We start from the raw sequence: 16,139 nt of genomic DNA, 5'->3' as shown, positions 1-16,139 counted from the left end.
CGGTGAATCTGCTCATTTGCCAATGAGCGGTACAGAAGATGTTTTCGTCCCCAGTTCTCCGCTTAAAGAGCTTTGTGAATCGCCCAGTACTAGGCTTCTCTCCATCAAATCAGTAATTTAGTGATCATTGGCTTCAGCTAGCTCACGATGAGCCGCTCGGATATCTTCGGGATGTGCTGCTCCTAACGAGTCGAACATATAAACGACAGTCTCACTCGCCTCCTGAGGTTCATACATAAACTGTGCGAACAACTCGCCAAATTTCGTAGTCTCGACAGTCCAGTCAAACAGCTCCTCTGGGTCTTCGTTTAGTGTTATTAGCGGCGGTCCGCTCCAATCTATCTCGTCCATCACATCTGCTCCAGCTAACAACTGGCAGATTTGAGCTACAGCCGGAGATTTCTCAGGGCCAACGAGACTATTTAAGCGTGCATAATCAGTGTACCTGATAGTCGGTGGTCATCTATAGCACGGGTATTTTATTTTCCGCAGCCACAGATGTGTTTATGCGTCCTGCCCTCCGGTACGCTATTTCGCTATTTGTTGGACTGATTGTTACGGGATCTGTCGCAGAATTTGCTGGGACAGATCACCTGCTTACAATCTCACTATTACCGCTCTATGTGGCCGTAAGCTCAATCATGTTAGCACATCGCCAAGCGTTTGTTTCTCTCTCTCGTGACGCTGCCCCAGCAAGGAAGCGTGGAGCTATTGTTGGCGGTGTTGGCGCGTTCACCGGCGGATTTCTCCTCCGGGTGTCGATCCCAGCCGGTATCGCTGGGTTCGGATTAATGTTTCTCGGTATGGCAAGCGTCATTGCTGACGTTGATGAATTGTGAGGAACTGTACAAGTTAGATCGCCATTATTGACCGGCCGTTGATAACCGAAACGCGGTCTCCGAACGTTTCTATGACACGCTGTGGTAGTCAATTCGCAGTCTTATTGAGCAGGTATTTCAGCCAACACAGTGGGTAAAAACCATCCACAGGGGCAGTGAGCCCCAATTTTGTGTTCCTCTAGTGGGTGAGAGGATGTCTCAGAATATGTCCTGCAGTCGTTCGGAAGGCCCGTCTCAGCCAACCACTCCGCAGTTCGTCGAGTCCATCGCGACAACCGTTCCAGCGCAGTCCGAGAGCGCCGATCGTGAAGCGGTCGTCCTCCGTGCGGTGGCCCGGCAATCCGACAGCATTGCCCTGCCGGACATACTCGAACTTCGCTCGCTCATAGACGTCGACGGTGAGCAGGCAGACACGGTAGAGGAACGAGTGACGACCATCATAACCGCCATCGAAGCCGAACTCGCTGGCTGGGAGCGCTGGGAGGTCCTCGCATGACGCCAGCAGGAACAGCGACGTTAGGCGATTTTGGCGCTGGTGGCCCGCGCTCGGATGCGTTGATTGACAAGCAAAGCGCGGCACAAGAAGCCGCCGTCGGTGAATGGGAATTTCTCGCCGCTGGCAACGACACGATCGGGTGGCACATCCCCGACACCGGGGCCACAGTCCTGCTCAAGCGAAGCGATACTGGCTGGGCGCTCGAACGAGCGACCAAACTGGTCGGGACACGAAGCACACTCGATGCTGGTCTGGATCTTGCCAGCTCATACATGGCAGACCGACCGGAGGGGGCCTCGATATGGCGATGATCGAGCGTGAACAGTGGTGCCGTGAGGAACGCCAGCGTGTTGGGGCAGCACTGGCACGCGCTCGGTTCTGGCAGTCGGTTGTGCCACACAAGGTCGGCTTCTGGGAGGCCGTCGACGAGACGCTTCTAGCTCACTACCCGGACTGTCGGTACAAGCGAAGGACGACACTTGATGACTTCCGGGAGGAAGACACATGAGCGACCCAATTCTGGATAAACTCCCTCCAGAGCGGTTGCTGGACGCCGACCACCTCCAGCCAATCGTCGCCGGCATCAACTGTATGCACTCAATCGAAACGATCCAGCAATATCTCGCCTACGAGAACCAGCACGAGAGCCGGACGCCAGTCCAGTCTCGGCTTCGACTGCGGGCACGCGAAGTCCGTCGCGATGAATCGGATGCCGAGTGACAAGCCGCCATGTGATTTCTGTACCCCAGTGGGGTGAGGGGCGTCCCACTGAGGGCGCTCCGCCGACCGATTATGAGTAAGAACAAGACAGACGAGACAACTGCACAGCAATGCGACAGCCTCGACATCGACCCCGAGGCCGTGGATATCGGCGATGGACTGAAAACGGCTGAGGGAACGTCTGCACTCGCCGTCGTCGGTGTTGACGCTGAGAAGGAGCAGGTGAAGGTGTACTCACCGTCCGGCGAGCAGACGGTCAACCGGTGGGTCAGCATGGACCTGTTCAGCGTCCACTCTCCGAACGAGGACATCCAAACCGACGCCGACCGTGAAGAGTGGTTGAACGAGACGCTCCCGAAGAAGTCCCGGCATATCGACGGCAACGTGTACCCACTCAGGTACACCATCGACGAAAACAGGAACGTCATCGCGACTTAATCGGGGGTCGTACCGGCCACTCCTTTGCTTTATCTCATGTCCACGGTTCCCGAGCGCAAGCGCTCGGGGGACACGCTCCACCTTGGACCGGCAGGCCGGTCCGGCGGTCCCGCTTCTGGAGGCAGGCAAGGCCCGTCGCGATGAACCGGCCGCCGAGGAGCGCGCTGTCTGGTGGATTTTCTGTGCCCCAGTGGGGTGAGGTGCGTCCCACTGAGGGCGCTCTACATACCGCTTATGAATAAGAACAAGACAGACGAGACAGCTGCACAGCAATACGACAGTTATCTCGATCCCGACGCTATCGTTCACTTTGGCGATACCTCGGAGGCACTGGTCGAGTTGGTCGAGGAAACGCTGGAGACTTCGGAGAACCTGTCGACCTCCCGCGATCCATTGCCCGAAACGACGCTACTCGTCGAAGAGGTCGACAATGAGTGACGACCACCTGTTCATCATTGTCGAGGGGGTCGGGCCAGCTGACTTCCCGGAGAACGAGGCGAGTTCCACCAAGCAAGACGAGGCTGTTGCCCTCGCGAACGATATCCATGATCTGATTCGTGAAGAGTATGGCAAAGAGGAGATTGAGGGCGTCATTCCAGTGGTCAATCCCGACGTCCACGAACAGATGCAGGCAACAGAACTCTGACCAATGCTGGACTGGACACTTGTCAACACTGACCCACTAGCATTCCAGAATGACCACAACGACAAGACAGTCGGTATGCGGTACTCTAACGAGCTTGACAGCTGGGTATTCGGCGGCCCAAACACGGTATGGGAGTGTGACAGCAAAGCCGATGCCCGACAGTCTCTCATAACGTTCATTTGCACCACGAGACGGCCTTCTGGAATGGTTTGACGGTGCATTAGGTGGATTTTCTGCGCCCCTGTGGGGTGAGGGGCGTCCCAGAGAGGGCGTGCCGCCTGTCATTCATGGCTACCACAGAATCCAGTAGCGACGCCGGCAGCATCGACGAGAGTGAGATTGCGGAGGCCAGCCCGAACAGCCGCACTGTTTCGGCGTTGACCGAAGTGATGACTGTGATGGACTCGGTTGGTCGGGCACGAAACGCCGACGACCTCTTCTTGGTCAACTCTAGTTCGGGTTCAGAGTACCTTGTCGACACTCGAACAGGGAGTTGCGAGTGCCCGTGGAAGCAGTACAATCCCGGAAAGGAGTGCAAGCACGAGAAGCGAGTCGCCTTCGCGACCGGCGAGCGACCCATCCCACAATGGGTGGACGACAAAGCATTGGACGACCAGTTCGGTATGCACGTCGACGGCGAACCTCGAAAAGCGGTCGCTGACGGCGGGGTCATGCAGGTTCGGTTCAACGACGGCGGCGTCACAGACCCCAAAGAGGACCCATTGGCCGTTACCTCCGACGATGAACCGCGTACGAAGCGAGCGAAACGGGAAGATATAGATGTCTCCTTTCTCGCAAAGCCCGGTCGCTACGAGGTCCACTCGGCGTCAGAGAGCCGGTACGAGGTTGACGTGCTTGAGGAGACATGCAGTTGTCCCGATACCGCCGAGCGATGCAAGCACCGTCGCCGGGTCGAGATCGAGATCGAAGCCAAGCGAGTCCCGCGCCCGGATGGAAAACTGCCCGACGCCTGACCGGGCGCCGCAGCGTGTTTTCTGAGCCTCCAGTCGGGTGAGAGGATATCTCGAAATATGTCTTCACAAACTGTCCAGACAGAGCTGTTTGCAGTTGCACAGGGCTGTCCCGAGTGTGGCGGCACGCTCGATAGCAGCGGGCGAGAAACGCACTGCGAGAACTGTGGCTTGGTGACCGAACAAGACCAGATCGACCACGGGCCGGAGTGGCGAACGTACAATCAAGAAGAACAGAAGCGGACGGGTGCGCCCCGAACAGCCACTCGCCACGACCGAGGCCTGTCGACGAACATCGGGAGCGTCGATAGTGCAGACATTTCTTCGAGACGGCGTCGACGGCTTGCTCGCCAGCGTCGGCTCCATGGTCGGTCGAAATACACCAGCAAGCGCGACCGGAACCTTGCCCACGGGCTCGGTGAAGTCCGACGGATTGCGAGTGCGTTGTCTGAGAGTCGGTCGGTGAAAGAGCAGGCATCCACGCTCTTCCGTGAGGCCCAGGATGCGGACCTGCTAATCGGACGGTCGATTGAAGGCNAGGCATCCACGCTCTTCCGTGAGGCCCAGGATGCGGACCTGCTAATCGGACGGTCGATTGAAGGCGGTGCAGCGGCCGCTGTGTACGCTGCCTGCCGATGCAACGGGCTCGTGACGATGGATACCGTAGCTGACGTTGCTCGATGTTCTGCGTCGCACGCCTGGAACTGCTACCGGACGTTCCTCGTGGAACTCGAACTCTCGATTCCGGTATCGCTCCCGGTGGACTGGGTGGCACGGATTTGCTCGGACCTTCCGCTTGATGTTGCGCCGGAGGTTCGACAGCAGGCACTCGAACTGGCAGAGCGGGCAACCGAGTCCGCTGAGGTCAACGGGCGACCGGATGGCGTTGCCGCCGGCGCTCTGTATCTTGCTGGTCGGGAGTCAGACATCCGACTCACACAGGCGACGATCAGCGAGCCGCTGGATGTGCACCCAGAGACGATCCGCCAGTGGTTTAAGCAGATCGAGGAGCACATCGTTGACTGAGGCGTCGTGACGGGCTGTTTTGTGTGCCCCGATGGGGTGCAGGGCGGGCAGAAAGCGCGTCCTGCGAGAGAAATATGTCTGTAACTGATACTCCCGAATCGGCGGCACAGCACGACTCCGAGACTGCTCTTGGGTCGGTCCCGGCGCTACGGTCGCCAACGAAGGTCGTATCGTTTGTCGAACGAGTTCTCGTCGAGCTTCGCCACGAAGCGCTGGCTGCTCGGTATGTGACCGACCTAGGGCAGGAAGGGGAGAAGACAATCTGGTGTCGGGTCGAGCACACGGAACTGGACATCGACGCGGAGTATGTTCAGATTCGGGACGATCCACGAGTAGGTGTTGCTGTGGAACCGTGTTCGCGAGCGACAGTCCGAAAGCGACTGTGCCAGTGTCTTGACCACGATCGGACTGGGCGCATCGACGTTCGACCACTGGCCGGTGTCTCGATGGGCGACGACTGAGCTGTGCTTCAGGTCTGGTCTCGCATCGGCAGGTCGAGATCGCCGAGGGCAGCGTGCTGGCGAAGAACACAGAGATGCGGGCAGACGGTCGTCGCCTGGAAGACTTCGCAGCTGCACCAGCCGGCGTGGGTCCCGTTGGGATGCTCGGCCAGAGAGCAATTAACCGGACAGTCGTCGTCGACGGAGACGAGAAACAGGTCCGGACGACCACCCTTTGTTACGTCGACATCAGCATCGAGAGCAGCGTTCCACGTCGCTGACTGGCGCTCTCGAATCTGCTGGAAGTCGAGATCACGGGTCCCGCTGGGCTGGCGGGATATCCACTGGTCTGGGGGCGAACACTCGCTAGTCGTGGTGGGGGACTCGGCTGTTTTCATAGTGAGTCCTCGTACTAACCATTACATTCTCAAACAGCAAGAAAGTTGCCATAGAGGCAACGAGAAGCGAATTTTGTGTTTCTCTAGCGGCTGAGAGAATCCAATAATGAGCAGTAAATACCGACGTGGAAATTGCGGTCAGAAAAAGCTAAAATGGCGCTGGAAAGATGAGACTGACAACCGGTCGCTGCCCCAATCGTGGGCCGACAAGGGTCGCACAGAATCTCCCGAAGAAGACGAGGTGCAACTGTACGCAATCCAGTGTCGGGCTGGGCTCTTACTTGAATGGCTGGTCAATACACGAACCGGAAAGTTACTCAGAGGGCCGCTGAGCGAGAAGCCGGGGCTTCGCGTGCTGTACGTCACCGCTGACGGTGAACACGCGCTCATGAGAGAGTTGGATGCTCGGGAGACAGACGACAGTTGGAAGCCGCCCAAGCAGTTCGCCAGTGTCATCGCGAAGGGTATCGAAGAGGCTGATCCTGTTCCGGATTCCAGTCAGGGCTACTACCGACGCTCGGTCGAAGACCTGTACGATCCGTCATAGCCGTTATAGAGCGGTTCGTTGCTCATGGCAGCGATTGAAATGACTGTCTAGTAAGTATGCGTACTGTATAACGTATTGATTGTGACTCCTTGAACGAAAAGTCATTCTGCATACTTTAACGTATTATCTGATAGTACCGTAACACCTCTAAAAAATATAAGCCAGATATTAAGTTTCTGGGCAGGTCTGTTTCCAGCTTAGTTTAGCGAAAATTTCTCCAGGAGAATCTAAGACTGCCGGTACTCAATGGAAAACAAGACAGCTAAATGTTATTTTCTATTGGATAGATGCGATGATGTTATTATCGTAGGGTAGTGACGGTAATAATACTAATAAAAGCCAACGACTGATATGAAACTTCGAACCCAAATTAGTATTCTTTTAATAGTCTTTGCTGTCCTCCTGTCTGGGATCGTCTTTGCAGGGTTTCAGTTGAACAAAGAGTCGGTCACTGATCGACAACTGGATCAGACAACCCAGCATAGCGAGAGGATTGCAGCAGGACTTGATACTAGATTGAAAGGGTTAAAGCGAACTGTTCGTCTCCAGGCGACAAATCCAGCTATCGCTGCACACGGTACCCCACAACAGCACTATGCGCTGAAAACAGTGGTGAACGAGACTATGTTCAATGGGGTTTCAGTTATCCATCGAAACGGAACGATGACCGGGATATCAGCGGGGCTTGATACAGAAACACGATCTGAGCTAATCGGCTCCGATTTTAGTGACCGGCGCTACTTTCAGCGAGCTCGTAATGGCGAAACCTATATTAGTACACCTGTCGTCGCCGATTCAGGTAATTATATTGTCACGATAAGTACACCGATCTATCGAGATGGGACGGTTGTTGGGACACTCAATGCTGCACTTCACCTCCAGGATAGTTCGATTTTTAGAATGGCTTCAAAAACTGCTAACCGTGATAGCAGTGTTTTCATTCGAACACAGTCAGGAAACCAGATCTATAACCGGTCAGCTCATCTTAGCTCAAATCCCGTCACTGCGAATGCTACTGTCAACGAGACTGGTTGGATTGTTCAGGTACAAACAAGCCGAGACGTTCTCGCTGGAGACCTCCGGAAGGTTACTCTTTATCAGCTGGGTGGGATTGGGTTAGTTCTAGCTCTCATCGGTGGGTTCGGATCTATTATTTATACACAGATCCTAAGGTATCACAGGCAACTGGTTCGCGGATTTGAAGCACTACAACGGCAAGAATACGGGCAGCAATTACCTGAAGGGGCAACTGGTGACTGGGGACAAATATTCACTGCGTTTAATGAATTGAGTCAAACACTTGCGGAGTATGAGCAAGAGCGTGCCAAGCACAGAAATGAGCTCCAACAAGAACGAGATCGGTTCCGAAGGCTATTTCAGAGCATCCCGGAACCAGCAGTTGTCGTTGAGTATACTGGCAACAAAACACTCGTACATAATGTAAACGAGGCGTTTGAGAGAACGTTTGGATATAAGGCATCCAATGCAGTTGGTGGAGACATCAATGATTTCATTGTTCCTGACGGAAGTCTTGAAGAAGCGGAAAGTATTGACCAACGATCATCCTCTGGAGAACAGGTAACCCACGAAGTCCGCCGAGAGGCGGCTGATGGAAAGCGTGACTTTTTGTTGCGGTCTACACCGGCTGTAGACGGCGAAGACGAGGTGTATTTCGGCGTATATATCGATATTACGGACCGCAAGCAGCAGGAACGGGAACTCACCGAGACTAACAGTCTCTTGTCTTCGGTTCTTGAAAATATGCCAGTCGGGATTCTGATTGAAGATGCTGATCGAACAATTACGACAGCGAACAAAAAGTTACTTGATATTTTAGATGTGTCTCTGCTCCCTAGTGAACTCATCGGCTGCGAGTACGCTGAAATAGCGGCGACTCTGAAGACACAGTTCGCTGATCCAGATCAATTCATTAAAAGGGTCAATGAAATACATTCTACGCGAGATGCTGTTTTCGATGAAGAACTGCTGATGGCAGATGGCCGCATTTTAGCTCGGAGCTACGTGTCGTACTCGCTGCCAGATGGAACGGGAAACATTTGGCTGTATCGGGACATCACAAAAAATCGGCAGCGTGAGCGCAAGTTACGTGAAACACTGGAACAGACGCAGAAACTCATTCAGGCCGAAAGTATCGATAAAGCTGCCACAATTGCGGTCGAGATTGCTAATCAGACACTGTCGTTTCCCCTTAGCAGTGTCCACCTTGAACGAAAAGACGGTGAACTTGAACCTGCAGCCATAACCGATGCATTCGAGGAGGGTGTGGGAGACACACCGGTATACCAGCGGACCGCACATGAAAGTTCGATAGACAAACTCGTTTGGGATGTGTATACTTCAGGGGAAACGCGGGTTCTTACTGATACTGGGGCAGAGATACCGGAGACAATCAGTGGTATGCCCTCTAGTGGTGGGATCATTCAACCAATGACGAATCACGGAGTATTGGTTACACTTGTTGACTCACCTAGTAGATTCGATGAATTCGATCAATATCTCGTTGAACTGCTTGGGGCAATTCTAGCCACGACACTTGACCGTATCAATCAGAAGCAACAGATCGAATCACAGCGAGATAATTTGGACCTCCTCAATCAAATCGTTCGGCATGACATCAGGAACGACCTACAGATCCTGCTCGGCCGGCTTGATTTACTCGCAGAGCAGGCTAACGACACTCAGTCAGAACACGTCAACGCTGCGTTGAGATGTGCGGAAAACGCAGTTGAATTGACCCAGTCGGCACGGGAACTGTCCGAGGTACTGCTTCAGAATGGGACTGATAGCAAATCAATTTCACTCAATCGTGTTGTTCGACAGCAGATTGAAGAAATACGCTCAGCAAATCCAGATGCTGAAATTACGATTAATGGGTCGATTCCGGACGTTATGATTAGGGCCAACGAAATGTTTGATTCAGTCATTCGCAATCTTCTCAAAAACGCGATCCAACATAATGACAAACAGGACCCTGAAATAACAATTTCGGCGATAGATCAGAAAGAATACGTACAACTACGTATAGCAGACAACGGTCCGGGCATCCGAGATGCACAGAAAGAGTCGATATTTGGGAAAGGTGAAAAAGAATTAGAAAGCAGCGGGACTGGCATTGGACTGTATCTCGTGAACACACTGGTTGAGAGCTATGGCGGAGATGTATGGGTTGAAGACAACAATCCTAGAGGGGCAGTCTTCATTGTTGAACTCGTAAAGGATAGCTAGCATCAAATAAATGATCAACGGTTCTACGAATGTAGACTTGAAATGCGAACATCTGGTTTCAAGCTCTCATATTATGGATTATAAGTGCCTGTTCTTATCTATACTTGTGAAAACCCAGAAAGCGAGACAATCGGCGATTGGTTTCAATCACTGTCCAGTAACTACATCACGTGTTGAGTGCTTCTAAACCCTATTCAAATATCTGAAAATATCGGATTGCTCGATCTCTCGTCTTGTACTGTCACACAAACAGCACTATTCATTTTTACAAAGCCGATTGATGTCTGAGAACTGTTTCTCACAGATCGGGTGTAGTTCACACCGATAACCGTTTCAGACACCAGCCAAGGTTACTACCGACGCTTGGCCGAAAACCTGTATGACGTGGATTGAAAACGGCGATTTCATACCAATATGCTCATATATGTAATATTGTAACCGCGAATATGCACGACCTGACAGCATTTCAACGAGATTTATTGTTCGTAGTCGCTGGGAAATCCAAACCGGCTGGTGTCGCGATCAAAGACGAAATGGAAGAGTACTACGAGAAAAAGGTTCATTACGGCCGACTTTATCCAAATCTGGATACGCTCATCGACAAAGGTCTCGTCGAGAAAGGGAAGAAGGATCAGCGGACGAATGCCTACTGCATCACCAATCGTGGGCGGCGAGAGATTCAAGCCCGGTGTGACTGGGAGAATAAGTACTACAACTGACCAGATTCACGACTGTCGGCAGGCCAGATTTTGTGACTCTCTCTGGGCTGAGAGAGCATGGCTTCTCTGCAAGTCGACGTCGACGAGATTGTTGAAACGCTTGAACGAATCCGCCAGCGAGGACACAGCGCCCACACGGTCTTCCGAGACTGGGTCAACCTCATGCTGTTCGCCCTTCAGGACCGGGACGACCCATATCTGGAGATAGTCGATGACTATCGCGAGCGCGGCGATATGGACCATCCCGAGGGGCAACAGTCAGTCGACCTCTTCTCGAAAGCGTTCGGCCAGCTCCAAGAACGAATGGCAGCCACCAATGCAGACGTTCTAGGCGCTGTTTACGAGGAGTATGGCATGTCAAGCGATGCCTTCGGCCAGCACTTCACCCCGCATACAGTCTGCGAGATGATGGCTGAAATCGCCGGCGTTGTAGATGAAGATGATACCGATGACCGGCAAACAGTTCTCGATCCGGCTTGTGGGAGCGGTCGGATGCTATTGGTCGCCGGTCGAAAGCAGCCAGACGCGCTACTTTTCGGGCAGGACAAGGACCCGCTGTGTGCCCGGATGACAGCTCTGAACTGCTGTTTCCTGAATCTCGATGCTTACGTTATCCAGGGCGACTCACTGACTGTCGAGTTTCAACGAGCGTGGCAGACCTCCTATTCTGCGATGGGAGGCAGCGTTCGCGAGCTAGACGACGAGGAAGTCTCTGAACTTCGTGAGTGGGTGACCGACGCCTTCGAGAACACGGTCGAGGAAGACAACGACCCCAGTCTAGAGCAACAGAGAAATGCGGGCTCGGAAGATCGAATAGCTCCGGTTACGGCGTCTGTTCCGAGCGAGCAGGCCGGTCTGGATGCGTTCAAGAGCAGCGATTAGCGGCTGTTTTGTGTCCCCCAGTCGGGTGAGGGACGTTCCAGCGAGAGCGTCCTGAGAAGAGCCATGTCAAACGAAACAGACGAAGATCCAGACTCAGTTGAGAAGGTAGAACGAACAGATGTCGGCTGTAGTATGGAGGCTCGGCTGAAACGAGGAACCGGGACACGAGATGAAGACACTGTGACGATCAAGGCGAAGGGTGAGACTGCTGAGGAGACGATTGCAGAGTTCCACACGCTCCTAGAAGAGCATGAGCAGGATATCAGTGGCCGACTTCGGGATATTCAGCCCGAACAAGACGAGTAGGACTCTCTGTTCCATCTTTTCGTACTGGTTGAACTCTGCGTGCGTAGTTTTCGTGAAAGTGGCACGCGGCAGATGTGGTTGGGACACATAGGAGACCACGTGCCGACTATCGCTACTCCGGACCGGTGTATAACACTTTTGTGATTAACTGAGTAAACATAGCCATGACCACATAGCGACCGACACACAGATGTGGTACCTGCAACATCTGAACTCCGGACAGACACAATACGCTCCGGACCTGAACCAAGCAGCGCTAACTCGGATTAGGGCCGACAATGTCATAGTAACAACGTCTTTTATATGTGGGTATCATCTCTTATTCGTACTCGGCTTCCGCTAAACTGAAGGTTGGGACACATGACATCTGATGCAACACACGAAGAAGCGGTAAGTTTACTGGAGGAATTGGGTCTGAAAGAGTACGAGGCGAAGTGTTTTGTGGGGCTCTCTCGGATGGACAGCGGCACGGCCAAAGGCTTGAGCGAGGTAACTGAAGTCCCGAGAACACGCGTCTACGACGCTGTCCGGATTCTGGAAGCCAAAGGGCTGGTCGAAGTCCAGCATTCGAGCCCCCAGCAGTTCCGGGCTGTCCCACTTTCCGAGGCCACTGAAACGCTCCGCGGTCAGTACGAACAGCGCGTTGAACGTCTCCAGTCCGCACTGCAGGAGATGGGCCGTATCGAATCCGACAACGACGAGGCTAAGCTACAGGAAGTTTGGTCGCTTTCCGGGTCCGATGCTATCGAGAACCGCGCCGAGGCGCTCATCGCGGACGCGACTGAGGAAGTGGTCCTCGTCATTGGTTCCAATGCAGTCCTCACCGACCCGCTAATCGAGCAACTCAATTCACTTGACTCAAACACTGACCTCATTGTCGGGACTGGCTCTGACTCGATACAAAACCGTGTGAAACGAGAAATTCCACGCGCTACCGCGTTTTTGTCGGAGTTGGACTGGCTTCACAGTGAATTGATGCCAGAGGAGGATGCTGCCGTCGGACGACTCCTGCTCGTTGACCGGTCGGCAATGCTCGTCAGTTCAATCGACCCACAGACTGGCGACGAACAAGCCATCTTCGCGACCGGACTCAAGAACGGGCTCATCGTCATCGCACGCCGACTCATTTCACAAGGCGTCGTAGACATGGACCCACTGGAACAAGATTAGCGGGTTATGTGGGCGTCACTGTTCACTTCCCTCACTGTGAACCTGGTACCGTGAATTCCCTACGGCTCCTCCGATGTGTCCGGTACACAACATCACGAAGGTCGCAAACTAGGGCTCCGCTTCCTTCATACAATTAACGGCGAGCATTCTTTTATCGTCGATGATCTCGATCAACCGTTTTAACGCTATTAAGAGAGCCTCTCCTTGGAGTAGCGTCGTACTCAGGCGGAAGCCGATCCATGCTTCCCGTACAGCGGCGGTCCGGGTAAAACTGGTGGTGCTTATTTCCCTAATACAAACCTAACCCAAAACCAGAATATCGCCGTTTCAGTATCCTCTATACTGCATTTATTGGCTTTACCGACATTGGTAAATGGCATACCGCTATACGGAATTTGAAACCTTGGAAGTTGAGACTACAGCGGGTTTAGCGGGACTGTAATGCGTACATTTGGACGAATCGTCGAACGGAACCGCTCCAGAATAGCTCTCAACCACCCGTTCCTGCTGAAATACTAACCACATCTCCGAATTCCGAAGACTTCTAAGAGTGTTGCCACCCAGACGCCGCACTATCACGGTGGAAAACCTCACTATCCGATTCCGGTTTCCTTCTTCAACAGCGTCAGCGTATTATTTGCCGTCACCATCGGCGAGTGTTCGTACTTACCAGTCAACTCTCTCTATCAGATTTCGTCTACTCATCCTGCAATTGAGGTGTAGAAGAAGTACGGTTCTAATAATGGAATACTTTGTGGTGAATTCTCCAAAGTGGAAACCGAGGACCTATTCATAAGCTATTGTGCTGTAGCGTGAGGTGAATGGGTCCAATCATACCACTGAACGCCGTCAGCCCAGTGTGGGCGGCGTCCCTCTCTCCGAAACTCGCGAGCCGCATGCAGTTCGGATGGACAATCTCCGTTCACATCATCTTCGCGTCCCTTTCGATCGGGCTCGCCCCGTTTATTATCTATTTCACTTGGAAAGACGTACGCACGAGCGAGCAGCGGTATGCGCGATTGCGCTCGTTCTGGGTGAAGGTTTTCGCCGCCGGCTTCGTGATGGGAACAGTTACCGGGATTCCGATGAGCTTCCAGTTCGGCACAAACTTCCCACAGTTCGCCGAGGTGGCCGGTGAACTGATCGGCGGCCCACTGGCCTTCGAGGCGAAGATGGCGTTCTTCTTAGAGGCTGTCTTCCTTGGCGTGTTGCTGTACGGCCGCGACCGCGTTGAGGACCGAACATACCTCATCTCGTCGGTACTCGTCGGCTTCGGCGCTTGGCTATCGGGGTTCTGGATCCTGATCGTTAACGCCTGGATGCAGACACCACGGGGCTACGAGATGGTCACCCGCAACGGGATGGAGGTCGCCAAACTAACCGATCCGTTCGCCGCGTTCCTCACCCCACGAATGCCTTGGATGTACGTCCATATGATGAACGCGTCGGTTATTTCGGTCGCACTACTGGTTGCAGGCGTTTCGGCGTACATCGTATGGAAAAAGCCCGACACTGAAGCCTGGAACACCGCACTCAAGATGGCTGTCGTACTCTTGATTGTCTCCGCACCGTTCCAGGCGGTCCACGGCGACGCCTACGGCCGCCACGTGGAGGAGACCCAGCCACAGAAGTTTGCCGCGATGGAGGCTCACTACGAGACGGGGCAGGCCGACCTACACCTGCTTGCGTTTCCGAAGTCACCCGAAGCACTCACCGACCCGCGAGCCGAGAACCTCGTCACCGTGAGCCTCCCCGCAGTTGGGTCGTTCCTCGCCAGTGGCGGGGACTTTGACGCCGAGATCATCGGACTGAACGAGTACGATGAAAACCCCCCTGTAGCACTCGTGTTCTGGTCGTTCCGTTTCATGGTCGGGCTCGGGTTCTTGTTTATCGGGCTGGCGCTGTGGGGCGGGTACCTCATGTACCGCGGGCGACTGTCTGACAACACACGCTACCTGAAGGCGATGATCGCTGCATCGCCACTCGGCTACGCAGCGTTGCTCACTGGCTGGTACGTCACCGAGATCGGCCGCCAACCGTGGGTCATCCAAGACGAACTCAGGACTAGTGAGGCGGTCTCCTCAACACTAACCGGGACGGAGGCGACGCTGACCCTAGTCGGTTTCGTTGTCGTCTACGTCGGGTTAGTGTTGACAGCCCTGTACACCCTGAAGTGGCTGATCCGGGAGGAACTCCAGTTACTCGGCGTCCGAGAGTCGAGTGAGGGCCGCTGGCACGGTCCGCTCCCAGGAGTGAGCGATGATGACTGACTCGCTGTTGCCAGTCGACACCTACCTCGTCGAGTCGCTGCCGGAGATATGGTTCGGTGCCGTGCTGTTCGCACTGGGGATGTATGTCGTCCTCGACGGATTTGACTTCGGCATCGGAATACTGTACGCAACCCGGACGGACGAACACGAGCGGGAGACCTTCCTGTCGGCGTTCGGTCCAGTCTGGGATGCCAACGAGGTGTGGCTCGTCGCCTTCGGGACGATGCTGCTGGCGGCGTTCCCACGGGTGTACTCCCGCCTCCTTGCGGACAATTATTTGGTCGCAATTGGGGTGGTCCTCGCATTGGTGTTCCGTGGACTCGGCCCGGAGCTTCGCGAGCAGCGCAATGATGAGCGGTGGAAGCGCTACACCGACTACGCCTTCGTCGGGGGCAGCGTGTTCGCGCCGCTGCTGTTTGGAATGCTCGCCGGCCGCTGGCTGTTCGGCGAGGCGACGCTGCCGGTTGTGCTGACTGGTGTCGGCTTGGTCGCGGTCTCGGTCGTCACAGGTGCGGCGTTCCTCGCGGCCAAAACCGAGCCCGGCCTAGCGTCAGAACTACGTACGTACGGCATCGGTGCAACACTGGCATACCTTAGTGGGGTTATCGTACTGCTGGGAACTGTTGTCCTGACCGACGCGGGTGGCGCCGCTGACACAGTGCTCTCGCTTCCCGTGGCTGCAGTCGTCGCCCTCTCGGTCGCCGTGGGGCTGATCGGGAGCGTGCTGGCCAGACGCGGCCAGTACCGGGCCTGGCTGGCGAGCGCACTGGCGCTCCCCACACTGTTGACGATCTTGGTCGCAATTCTGCTGTACCCGACGATCTATCCGCCGACCGGGCTGCTGGTTAGGGAAGTGGTCGTGTCGCCGCTAGCGCTGAACCTCGTGACCGTTCTCGGATTCCCGGTGCTGCTGCTGGTGCTGTGGTACTTCAAGTTTCTCTACGGCGTGTTTAGCGGCCCAATCGAGGGTGAGGGCTACGGGGGGTAACCCCACCGACTTCTTGCCGTCCCGTTCTCTGCTCAGT

Annotated in this window: 20 protein-coding genes; 18 read left to right on the top strand and 2 right to left on the bottom strand. The window is 54.5% G+C overall.

Features of this window, described 5'->3' with window-relative positions; all coding sequences use genetic code 11:
* Nucleotides 1-117 precede the first annotated feature (117 nt).
* Nucleotides 118-351, bottom strand: a complete 234-nt coding sequence (locus C443_RS03395; RefSeq protein WP_005533865.1) for a hypothetical protein — start codon at nucleotides 349-351, stop codon at nucleotides 118-120.
* Between the two features lie 693 nt (nucleotides 352-1,044).
* On the opposite strand from C443_RS03395, the gene C443_RS03385 reads away from it, so the two are divergent.
* The 10 genes from C443_RS03385 (at nucleotide 1,045) to C443_RS03340 (ending at nucleotide 5,597) form a co-directional block, all read left to right on the top strand.
* Entirely contained in the window at nucleotides 1,045-1,335 is a 291-nt protein-coding gene (locus tag C443_RS03385) for a hypothetical protein (protein ID WP_005533863.1), read from the top strand.
* Nucleotides 1,332-1,646, top strand: a complete 315-nt coding sequence (locus tag C443_RS03380; protein ID WP_005533862.1) for a hypothetical protein — start codon at nucleotides 1,332-1,334, stop codon at nucleotides 1,644-1,646. The genes C443_RS03385 and C443_RS03380 overlap by 4 nt, the downstream gene beginning before the upstream one ends.
* A complete protein-coding gene (locus C443_RS03375; RefSeq protein ID WP_005533861.1) occupies nucleotides 1,637-1,843 on the top strand; it encodes a hypothetical protein in 207 nt (68 codons plus the stop codon). Before C443_RS03380 ends, C443_RS03375 begins: the two co-directional genes overlap by 10 nt.
* The gene (locus C443_RS03370) at nucleotides 1,840-2,055 is read left to right on the top strand and encodes a hypothetical protein (protein ID WP_005533859.1); all 216 of its coding nucleotides are present in this window, start codon (nucleotides 1,840-1,842) and stop codon (nucleotides 2,053-2,055) included. Before C443_RS03375 ends, C443_RS03370 begins: the two co-directional genes overlap by 4 nt.
* Nucleotides 2,056-2,127: 72 nt before the next feature.
* Nucleotides 2,128-2,493: a hypothetical protein gene (locus C443_RS03365; protein WP_005533856.1), complete on the top strand. Its 366-nt coding sequence runs from the start codon at nucleotides 2,128-2,130 to the stop codon at nucleotides 2,491-2,493.
* 234 nt (nucleotides 2,494-2,727) lie between these two features.
* On the top strand, nucleotides 2,728-2,931 hold the full coding sequence (locus tag C443_RS03360) for a hypothetical protein (protein ID WP_005533853.1): 204 nt from the start codon (nucleotides 2,728-2,730) through the stop codon (nucleotides 2,929-2,931).
* Complete coding sequence (locus C443_RS03355; RefSeq protein ID WP_005533847.1) at nucleotides 2,924-3,139, top strand: hypothetical protein; 216 nt, start codon at nucleotides 2,924-2,926, stop codon at nucleotides 3,137-3,139. The genes C443_RS03360 and C443_RS03355 overlap by 8 nt, the downstream gene beginning before the upstream one ends.
* A gap of 287 nt (nucleotides 3,140-3,426) precedes the next feature.
* Complete coding sequence (locus C443_RS03350; RefSeq protein WP_005533841.1) at nucleotides 3,427-4,113, top strand: SWIM zinc finger family protein; 687 nt, start codon at nucleotides 3,427-3,429, stop codon at nucleotides 4,111-4,113.
* A gap of 57 nt (nucleotides 4,114-4,170) precedes the next feature.
* Nucleotides 4,171-5,136, top strand: a complete 966-nt coding sequence (locus C443_RS03345) for a transcription initiation factor IIB (protein WP_005533840.1) — start codon at nucleotides 4,171-4,173, stop codon at nucleotides 5,134-5,136.
* 74 nt (nucleotides 5,137-5,210) lie between these two features.
* Nucleotides 5,211-5,597, top strand: coding sequence for a hypothetical protein (locus tag C443_RS03340; RefSeq protein ID WP_049943877.1), 387 nt, complete (start codon nucleotides 5,211-5,213; stop codon nucleotides 5,595-5,597).
* An 8-nt stretch (nucleotides 5,598-5,605) separates the two neighbouring features.
* On the opposite strand, the gene C443_RS03335 is transcribed toward C443_RS03340, so the two are convergent.
* The gene (locus C443_RS03335) at nucleotides 5,606-5,974 is read right to left on the bottom strand and encodes a hypothetical protein (protein WP_049943876.1); all 369 of its coding nucleotides are present in this window, start codon (nucleotides 5,972-5,974) and stop codon (nucleotides 5,606-5,608) included.
* Between the two features lie 106 nt (nucleotides 5,975-6,080).
* On the opposite strand from C443_RS03335, the gene C443_RS03330 reads away from it, so the two are divergent.
* The 8 genes from C443_RS03330 (at nucleotide 6,081) to C443_RS03295 (ending at nucleotide 16,102) form a co-directional block, all read left to right on the top strand.
* Nucleotides 6,081-6,521 carry a hypothetical protein gene (locus tag C443_RS03330; RefSeq protein WP_049943875.1) on the top strand — a complete coding sequence of 147 codons (441 nt, stop codon included), beginning with the start codon at nucleotides 6,081-6,083 and terminating at the stop codon, nucleotides 6,519-6,521.
* Between the two features lie 351 nt (nucleotides 6,522-6,872).
* Nucleotides 6,873-9,767 carry a PAS domain S-box protein gene (locus tag C443_RS03325; RefSeq protein ID WP_049943874.1) on the top strand — a complete coding sequence of 965 codons (2,895 nt, stop codon included), beginning with the start codon at nucleotides 6,873-6,875 and terminating at the stop codon, nucleotides 9,765-9,767.
* Between the two features lie 446 nt (nucleotides 9,768-10,213).
* Nucleotides 10,214-10,486 (top strand): helix-turn-helix transcriptional regulator, encoded by a 273-nt coding sequence (locus C443_RS03320; protein ID WP_005533835.1) that lies wholly within the window; start codon nucleotides 10,214-10,216, stop codon nucleotides 10,484-10,486.
* A 57-nt stretch (nucleotides 10,487-10,543) separates the two neighbouring features.
* Nucleotides 10,544-11,368 carry an N-6 DNA methylase gene (locus C443_RS03315; protein WP_005533834.1) on the top strand — a complete coding sequence of 275 codons (825 nt, stop codon included), beginning with the start codon at nucleotides 10,544-10,546 and terminating at the stop codon, nucleotides 11,366-11,368.
* A gap of 63 nt (nucleotides 11,369-11,431) precedes the next feature.
* Nucleotides 11,432-11,674 (top strand): DUF7389 domain-containing protein, encoded by a 243-nt coding sequence (locus C443_RS03310; RefSeq protein ID WP_005533833.1) that lies wholly within the window; start codon nucleotides 11,432-11,434, stop codon nucleotides 11,672-11,674.
* A gap of 360 nt (nucleotides 11,675-12,034) precedes the next feature.
* On the top strand, nucleotides 12,035-12,844 hold the full coding sequence (locus tag C443_RS03305) for a TrmB family transcriptional regulator (RefSeq protein ID WP_049943873.1): 810 nt from the start codon (nucleotides 12,035-12,037) through the stop codon (nucleotides 12,842-12,844).
* Between the two features lie 821 nt (nucleotides 12,845-13,665).
* Nucleotides 13,666-15,114, top strand: coding sequence for a cytochrome ubiquinol oxidase subunit I (locus C443_RS03300; RefSeq protein WP_005533831.1), 1,449 nt, complete (start codon nucleotides 13,666-13,668; stop codon nucleotides 15,112-15,114).
* Nucleotides 15,107-16,102, top strand: a complete 996-nt coding sequence (locus C443_RS03295; protein ID WP_005533830.1) for a cytochrome d ubiquinol oxidase subunit II — start codon at nucleotides 15,107-15,109, stop codon at nucleotides 16,100-16,102. Before C443_RS03300 ends, C443_RS03295 begins: the two co-directional genes overlap by 8 nt.
* The last annotated feature ends 37 nt before the right edge of the window (nucleotides 16,103-16,139 follow it).

It is taken from the genome of Haloarcula argentinensis DSM 12282 (assembly GCA_000336895.1).
Lineage (GTDB): Archaea > Halobacteriota > Halobacteria > Halobacteriales > Haloarculaceae > Haloarcula > Haloarcula argentinensis.
The sequence above is the reverse complement of the archived record's forward strand: the minus strand, read 5'-3'. Positions and strand labels throughout refer to the sequence as shown.

Coding starts and splice junctions, on each gene's coding strand:
- C443_RS03395 (WP_005533865.1), bottom strand. CDS start 351: ATGGACGAGATAGATTGGAGCGGACCGCCGCTAATAACACTAAACGAA.
- C443_RS03385 (WP_005533863.1), top strand. CDS start 1,045: ATGTCCTGCAGTCGTTCGGAAGGCCCGTCTCAGCCAACCACTCCGCAG.
- C443_RS03380 (WP_005533862.1), top strand. CDS start 1,332: ATGACGCCAGCAGGAACAGCGACGTTAGGCGATTTTGGCGCTGGTGGC.
- C443_RS03375 (WP_005533861.1), top strand. CDS start 1,637: ATGGCGATGATCGAGCGTGAACAGTGGTGCCGTGAGGAACGCCAGCGT.
- C443_RS03370 (WP_005533859.1), top strand. CDS start 1,840: ATGAGCGACCCAATTCTGGATAAACTCCCTCCAGAGCGGTTGCTGGAC.
- C443_RS03365 (WP_005533856.1), top strand. CDS start 2,128: ATGAGTAAGAACAAGACAGACGAGACAACTGCACAGCAATGCGACAGC.
- C443_RS03360 (WP_005533853.1), top strand. CDS start 2,728: ATGAATAAGAACAAGACAGACGAGACAGCTGCACAGCAATACGACAGT.
- C443_RS03355 (WP_005533847.1), top strand. CDS start 2,924: ATGAGTGACGACCACCTGTTCATCATTGTCGAGGGGGTCGGGCCAGCT.
- C443_RS03350 (WP_005533841.1), top strand. CDS start 3,427: ATGGCTACCACAGAATCCAGTAGCGACGCCGGCAGCATCGACGAGAGT.
- C443_RS03340 (WP_049943877.1), top strand. CDS start 5,211: ATGTCTGTAACTGATACTCCCGAATCGGCGGCACAGCACGACTCCGAG.
- C443_RS03335 (WP_049943876.1), bottom strand. CDS start 5,974: ATGAAAACAGCCGAGTCCCCCACCACGACTAGCGAGTGTTCGCCCCCA.
- C443_RS03330 (WP_049943875.1), top strand. CDS start 6,081: ATGAGCAGTAAATACCGACGTGGAAATTGCGGTCAGAAAAAGCTAAAA.
- C443_RS03325 (WP_049943874.1), top strand. CDS start 6,873: ATGAAACTTCGAACCCAAATTAGTATTCTTTTAATAGTCTTTGCTGTC.
- C443_RS03320 (WP_005533835.1), top strand. CDS start 10,214: ATGCACGACCTGACAGCATTTCAACGAGATTTATTGTTCGTAGTCGCT.
- C443_RS03315 (WP_005533834.1), top strand. CDS start 10,544: ATGGCTTCTCTGCAAGTCGACGTCGACGAGATTGTTGAAACGCTTGAA.
- C443_RS03310 (WP_005533833.1), top strand. CDS start 11,432: ATGTCAAACGAAACAGACGAAGATCCAGACTCAGTTGAGAAGGTAGAA.
- C443_RS03305 (WP_049943873.1), top strand. CDS start 12,035: ATGACATCTGATGCAACACACGAAGAAGCGGTAAGTTTACTGGAGGAA.
- C443_RS03300 (WP_005533831.1), top strand. CDS start 13,666: ATGGGTCCAATCATACCACTGAACGCCGTCAGCCCAGTGTGGGCGGCG.
- C443_RS03295 (WP_005533830.1), top strand. CDS start 15,107: ATGACTGACTCGCTGTTGCCAGTCGACACCTACCTCGTCGAGTCGCTG.